General features: G+C 71.8%; 1 protein-coding gene. It reads left to right on the top strand.

From position 1 onward, the window contains the following. Positions 1–1,131, top strand: a 1,131-nt coding sequence (locus tag ACWDD7_RS37835; protein WP_450460728.1) for an O-linked N-acetylglucosamine transferase, SPINDLY family protein, incomplete at both ends; no start/stop codon positions are given.

The raw sequence follows: 1,131 nt of genomic DNA, 5'->3' as shown, positions 1-1,131 counted from the left end.
GCCATCGCACGGCCGTCACGCTGAATCCGGCGGACGGCGGCGCGTGCCACAACCTGTCCGTCGTGCTGCTGAAGCTGCAGCGGCTCGACGAGGCGCTCGTGTATTGCAGGCAGGCGTTGCAGGCCGGCCCGCCGGCCGTGTTGATGCACGTCAATCTCGGCGACATCCTGCGCGCGCAGGGCAACGTCGATGCCGCGGTCCACGCGTATCGCGATGCGCTCGCGCTGGTGTGCGACGACGCCGACGACGTCGCGGCGACCGTGCTGAACCGGCTGCTGTTCAGCGCGGCGGCGTCCGCGTGCGTGAACCCTGCCGACTACCTGGCCGACGCGCGGCGCTACGGCCGGCACCTGGCCGCGCGTTCGACGCGCCATGTGCACGATCCGCGCGAGCGGGCCGTGCGCGCGCAGGGGCGGCCGCTGCGTGTCGGCTTCGTGTCCGGCGACCTGCGCCTGCACCCGGTCGGCATCTTCCTGGAAAGCGTGCTTGCGCACCTCGAGCGCACGCGCATCGACCTGCGCGTGTACGTGACCACGGACGAGGAGGACGCGATCACCGCGAAACTGAAGCCGCACGCGAACGGCTGGCGCTCCATCGCCGCGCTGGGTCCGGAGGCGGCCGCGCGGATGATTCTCGACGACGAAATCGACGTCCTCGTCGACCTCGCGGGCCATACGCAGTCGAGCGGGCTTCCCGTGTTCGGCTGGAAACCCGCGCCGGTGCAGGCGAGCTGGCTCGGCTTCTTCGCGTCGACCGGCTGCGACGCGATCGACTACTTCATCGGCGACCGCTACACGCTGCCGGACGCCGAAGCGCACCACTTCGTCGAGAAGCCGTGGCGGCTGCCCGACAGCTTCCTGTGCTTCACGCCGCCGGCCTGCGACGTCGAGGTCGGCCCGCTGCCGATGGCGGCGAGCGGCCATCCGACGTTCGGTTGCTTCGGCCAGCTCGTGAAGATCGGCGACGACGTCGTGCGCGCGTGGTCGCGCATCCTGCACGCGCTGCCGGACGCGCGGCTGCTGCTCAAGGCGCACGAGCTCGGCCGCGAGGGCGTGTGCGACGCGACCGCCGCGCGCTTCGCGCGGCATGGCATCGACGCGGACCGGCTGATCCTCGAGGGCGGTTCGCCGC

The sequence above is a fragment of the Streptomyces sp. NPDC001056 genome, assembly GCF_053598955.1.
The sequence above is the reverse complement of the archived record's forward strand: the minus strand, read 5'-3'. Positions and strand labels throughout refer to the sequence as shown.